The organism is Kandleria vitulina DSM 20405, assembly GCF_000702065.1.
Classification (GTDB): domain Bacteria; phylum Bacillota_I; class Bacilli_A; order Erysipelotrichales; family Coprobacillaceae; genus Kandleria; species Kandleria vitulina.
The window spans coordinates 1-5,277 of the sequence record NZ_JNKN01000060.1; the positions used below are offsets into that span (position 1 = coordinate 1).

Here is a 5,277-nt window from a genome sequence, read left to right on the forward strand (position 1 = left end):
GACGATGGGAAACAGTGTCAGGAATCTTGCCAAGGAGATTCAAAGCCTGAAAATACTGAGAGAACTTAAAATTTTGTTTAGAAAAAGATTCAATAGAATTAATTAAATGTGTTATACTTTCCATGATGAAACATCCTTTCGTGATATTTTTTGTTCGCGCTAAAAGTATAACACAGGTTGTTTCATCTTTTTTAGTTAAATACGAAAAAAGATGATTACTAAGATATACTCAGTAATCATTTTACTGTTTATATAGATAAAATTGAGGGTAGTGTATTAGTGCTATGTGGTATAGATTTTTGACACTACCTGTTAATGAAGGAGGAAAATATTATGTGTGGTATTTTAGCATTAGACTCAGATGAATTTACATTAGATACTTTTAACAAATCTTTATGGAAAATCAGTGATCGTGGTCCTGATATGACAAGATCAGTTTATTATCATCAAAGAACATTTGGTTTTGATCGTTTAGCAATTATGGACTTGTCACCTAAAGGAATGCAGCCTTTTGAAAATGCTGGTGTTATGCTTGTATGCAATGGTGAAATCTATAACTTCAGAGCATTAAAGAAAATCGTTAGTGATTTCCCTTATAAGAGCGGAAGCGACTGTGAAGTACTTATTCCCCTCTATCAGAAGTTTGGTCTTGATGTGATGTGCAAATATTTAGATGCAGAATTTGCATTTGCATTATATGATACTAAAACAAAGAAATTTATGGCAGCAAGAGACCCTATGGGTATTCGTCCTTTATTTTATGGATATACTAAGGGTGAACATAAATTTGCGGTCGCAAGTGAAGCGAAAGCATTGTTTGATTTATGTGATGACATCCTTCCTTTCCCACCAGGACATTACTATGATGGAGAAAAGTTTGTCTGCTACAATGATTTAAGTGATGTCAAACTAATGAACGATGATTCAATTGAAACAATTGCGACTGAACTAAGAGAACGTCTAGTAGCTGGTGTTAAGAAAAGATTACAGGCTGATGCTCCTGTTGGATACTTATTATCAGGTGGATTGGATTCATCTCTAGTATGTTCCATTGGTCAAAAGATTACTGACCACCCTATTCGTACATTTGCGATTGGGATGGAAACTGATCCAATTGATTTAAAGTATGCAAAACAGGTTGCTGATTATTTAGGAACTGAACATACAGAAGTCATCATGACAAAAGAAGATGTCTTAAATGCATTAAGAGAAGTCATCTATCATCTTGAAACATGGGATATCACTACTATCCGTGCTTCTATTGGTATGTATATCTTATGTCACTATATTCATAAGAACACAGATATCAAAGTTATCATGACTGGTGAAGTATCTGATGAATTATTTGGTTATAAATACACTGACTTTGCTCCTACTCCTGAAGCTTTCCAGGAAGAATCAAAAAAGCGTATCAAGGAGCTTTACATGTATGATGTACTTCGTGCAGATCGCTGTATTTCAGCTAATGCTCTTGAAGGACGTGTTCCTTTCGCTGATTTAAGATTTGTGGATTATGCCATGAGCATTAACCCAGATAAAAAGATGAACCATTATAACAAAGGTAAATACTTATTACGTCATGCTTTTGAAGGATTGGATTATCTTCCAGATGATATCTTATTTAGAGAAAAAGCAGCCTTCAGTGATGCTGTTGGACATTCAATGGTCGATTATCTTAAAGAATATGCTGAAGAAAAATATACTGAAGAAGATGTCTTAAAAGCAAAAGAAAAATATCCATATGGTACACCTTTTACTAAAGAGTCATTATTATATAGAGATATCTTTGAAGAATTCTATCCTGATTCTTCAAAATGGATCAAGGACTTCTGGATGCCAAACAAGACTTGGGAACATTGTGATGTCAATGATCCTTCCGCAAGATTCCTTGACAACTATGGAGATTCTGGAAAATAAAAAAAGATGCGATTGCATCTTTTTTTGTTATCTAAAACCATATTGATTATGAGCATAAGGTTCTTCTAGATATTTCATCTCTTCATCAGTAAGCTTGATATCCATAAGCTTATAGAACTCTCCAACATATTCCACAATATAGCCAATACACACAAGATTGAAGCAGGTACCTATACCAAATGAATACTCTCTACTCCTATTCCGATATAAGAATAAAACGTTAACTTCTTATTTTGCAAGATCATCTAAATGATCTCCATTGCTGGCAATGACTTGTTTATACCAATAGAAAGAATCTTTTCGAGAGCGTTTCATTGAACCTTTACCTTCATCGTCCATATCTACATAAATAAATCCATATCTCTTTCTCATTTCACCAGTACCTGCTGAAACAAGATCAATACATCCCCATGTTGTATAACCAATAAGGTCTACACCATGTTCAATCGCAATGTTCATTTCTTTAATGTGTTCTCTATAGTAATCAATACGATATTGATCATGAATAGATCCATCTTCTTCTACTGTATCGTAAGCACCTAATCCATTTTCTACGATCATCAATGGCAGTTCATAACGATCATAGATCATTTCTAGATAATATCTTAATCCTTTTGGATCAAATGCCCATCCCCAATCTGAATATGTGAGATATTCATTTCTTGCACCAGAAACAAAGTTTCCTGACACTTTATCTTTTAATTGATGTGTTGTTTCAAGTGATGACATGTAGTAAGAGAATGTATACATATCAACAGTACCTGATTGTAGATCTAATAGATCTTCTTCAGTGATATCTAACTTAACATGATGTTCATCCCATAAACGTTTTACATAAGTACCATAACGGCCTTTGCATTGTACATCTCCACAATAGAAGATACCTTTTTCCCACTCATATCTGTTCTTTAGAATATCTTCAGGATCACATGTTGCAGGGTAACGAGTGATACCACAGATCATGCATCCAATCATATTCTCTTGGTCAATCGCATGTCCAATCTGTACAGCTTTTGCACTTGCGACAAGCTGATAATGTAAAATTTGATAGGCATCCTGATATTCTTTATCTGTTGCTGTTTTTCCAAACATGTTCAAGAACATTACGGTATTATTGATTTCATTGAATGTTAACCAGTACTTTACTAAACCTTTATATTCAGTAAAACATGTTGTCGCAAAGCGCACATAGTCATCGATGACTTCTCTATTTAGCCATCCACCATGTTCTTCTAGATATGCTGGTGTATCAAAGTGCCAGATTGTTACCAATGGTTCAATATTATATTTTCTAAGCTCTTTAAATACATTTCTGTAGAATTCAATTCCTTCCTTGTTAGGTTCTTTTTCAATTCCCTTAGGATAAAGTCTTGACCAGGAAATAGACATTCTGAATGTCTTAAATCCCATTTCTGCAAACAGTGCAATATCTTCTTTATAATGATGATAAAAGTCAACTGCTTGCTGATTAGGATAATGATAACCATCAATCACAGCATAATGTGCACCTTCAGGAAGTGGTGTTTTCTGTAATTTCTTGCCTGGATTGCCATCTTTATCAATAAATGTTTCATAACGAGGTTCTTTTACAGATCCTCCAGTTGTAAAGTCAGTAAGTGCTGGACCTCTTCCTCCAAGATTCCAGCCACCTTCAACCTGGTTGGCTGCTGTTGCGCCACCCCATAAAAAATCTTTTGGAAAACTCATTCTATTACTCCTCCTTTATATTCTTACTATACAAAAACAAAAAAGCTCTTTCACATATAGAAATTTATAATAATTCATTCTGATCAATCTTTCTGATGACTTTTGCAGGAACACCTGCTACAAGACAGTTTTCCTCTACATCCCTATTAACAACTGCTCCTGCTGCAATAACACAGCCATCGCCGATAGTGACACCTGGCATAATTGATACATTGCCTCCTAGCCAGCAGTTCTTACCAATAGTGATAGGCAACGCTTTTTCTAATCCTTTATTTCTTTGTTTATAGCTTAAAGGATGCGTTGCCGTATAGAGTCCACAATAGGGTCCAATGAAAGTATGTTCACCAATAGTAATATTGGCACAATCCATAAAATAACAGTTGGCATTAATAAAGACTGATTTTCCAATATGTATATTGACACCATAATCAACCATAAAAGGTGTGACAAGATCAAACTCTTCTGGCATATAGCCAAGCAGTTCTTTAATAGCTTTATTTCTTTCTTCAAATTGATCATGTGGCATAGCACTTAGTTTTAATGCTTTCGCTTGTGCTCTTTTTCTTAATGCAAATAATTCTGGATCATAATTGGCATCATACCACATTCCTTTCTCCATCTTTTCTTTTTCACTCATCATGTGCTAATCCTTTCAAATCAATATTTATTTCCACATTGCAATGACAATCTCCTAAATGAATAGAAGGTTTTGTTTTTCCATGAAAATCACTACCGCAAGTATAATAAACATTAAGCTCTTTTGCTTTATTATAGAAATACTCGCATGTTTTTTGATCATGATAACTTGAGAAAGCTTCTACTCCATCAAGTCCTAATTGAACCATCTCATCAAATAATTCAAATTGATTTTTTAGATTATTGCCTGGATGAGCCAATATAGAAATACCACCATGAGATTTAATAAGTTTAATGATTTCTTCTAATGAAGGATAGTTTACTTTTGTATAAATAGCTTTTCCTTGAGAATAGTAATCCCAATAGAAATTCACATATGGATTATCACTTCTCTCTCCTTTTTCTCTATAGGGTTTTAATGCTTCTAGCTGAAGATATCTTTCATCCTCAAGTAAAGCTTGGGCAAATGCTTCTCCTGTAAAGACGCCATTTGGCATGATTGAAAGAAGCTGTTCTTTTCTTAGTTCTGTGTGAAATAAAGCATTTGTTTTTTCTAATTTCACATCTGATAAAGCTAATTCCTGTTTAAGAATATTGTCTCCCAACTGATTAAATGAGGGATGATGATAGTCAATGCCATATCCTAATACATGGAGATTGACCCCTTTATAGGTACAGTCGATTTCAATAGCAGGGATTACAGCTATATTGTATTTTTTAGCTGCTTCTTTTGCTTCATCAATTCCCTTAACCCAGTTATGGTCAGCAACTGCCATGATATCTATTCCTGCCTTATGACATTGTTCAACGAGTTCAGCTGGGGTGAATTCTCCATCATCCGAATACAGTGAATGCATGTGTAAATCAATATGAGTTCTCATTTTTAAGCCTCCTTTTCTCTATTTTCATGAAAACATAAATATCATTCTTCCTCAACAATCTTTCTGTTCATGAAAAAAGGGGCTGACCCGGATAGATAATCTGGATTAGTTTTCAAAAATAAAATGCGCCGGATAA

Annotated in this window: 4 protein-coding genes; 1 reads left to right on the forward strand and 3 read right to left on the reverse strand. The window is 34.3% G+C overall.

Annotated elements, in window-relative coordinates; all coding sequences use genetic code 11:
• Positions 1–333 precede the first annotated feature (333 nt).
• The gene (gene asnB / locus T513_RS0109365) at positions 334–1,917 is read left to right on the forward strand and encodes an asparagine synthase B (RefSeq protein WP_031589878.1); all 1,584 of its coding nucleotides are present in this window, start codon (positions 334–336) and stop codon (positions 1,915–1,917) included.
• 228 nt (positions 1,918–2,145) lie between these two features.
• Here asnB and T513_RS0109375 read toward each other — a convergent pair whose 3' ends face one another.
• The 3 genes from T513_RS0109375 to T513_RS0109385 form a co-directional block, all read right to left on the reverse strand.
• Positions 2,146–3,624: a glycoside hydrolase family 1 protein gene (locus tag T513_RS0109375; protein WP_031589879.1), complete on the reverse strand. Its 1,479-nt coding sequence runs from the start codon at positions 3,622–3,624 to the stop codon at positions 2,146–2,148.
• A 64-nt stretch (positions 3,625–3,688) separates the two neighbouring features.
• Positions 3,689–4,264: a sugar O-acetyltransferase gene (locus T513_RS0109380; RefSeq protein ID WP_031589880.1), complete on the reverse strand. Its 576-nt coding sequence runs from the start codon at positions 4,262–4,264 to the stop codon at positions 3,689–3,691.
• On the reverse strand, positions 4,254–5,141 hold the full coding sequence (locus tag T513_RS0109385; RefSeq protein WP_031589881.1) for a PHP domain-containing protein: 888 nt from the start codon (positions 5,139–5,141) through the stop codon (positions 4,254–4,256). Before T513_RS0109385 ends, T513_RS0109380 begins: the two co-directional genes overlap by 11 nt.
• Positions 5,142–5,277: the final 136 nt, after the last annotated feature.

What these genes read in the sequence shown, in the direction of transcription:
- T513_RS0109380 (WP_031589880.1), bottom strand. Translation starts at nt 4,264, where the DNA reads ATGATGAGTGAAAAAGAAAAGATGGAGAAAGGAATGTGGTATGATGCC.
- asnB (WP_031589878.1), top strand. Translation starts at nt 334, where the DNA reads ATGTGTGGTATTTTAGCATTAGACTCAGATGAATTTACATTAGATACT.
- T513_RS0109385 (WP_031589881.1), bottom strand. Translation starts at nt 5,141, where the DNA reads ATGAGAACTCATATTGATTTACACATGCATTCACTGTATTCGGATGAT.
- T513_RS0109375 (WP_031589879.1), bottom strand. Translation starts at nt 3,624, where the DNA reads ATGAGTTTTCCAAAAGATTTTTTATGGGGTGGCGCAACAGCAGCCAAC.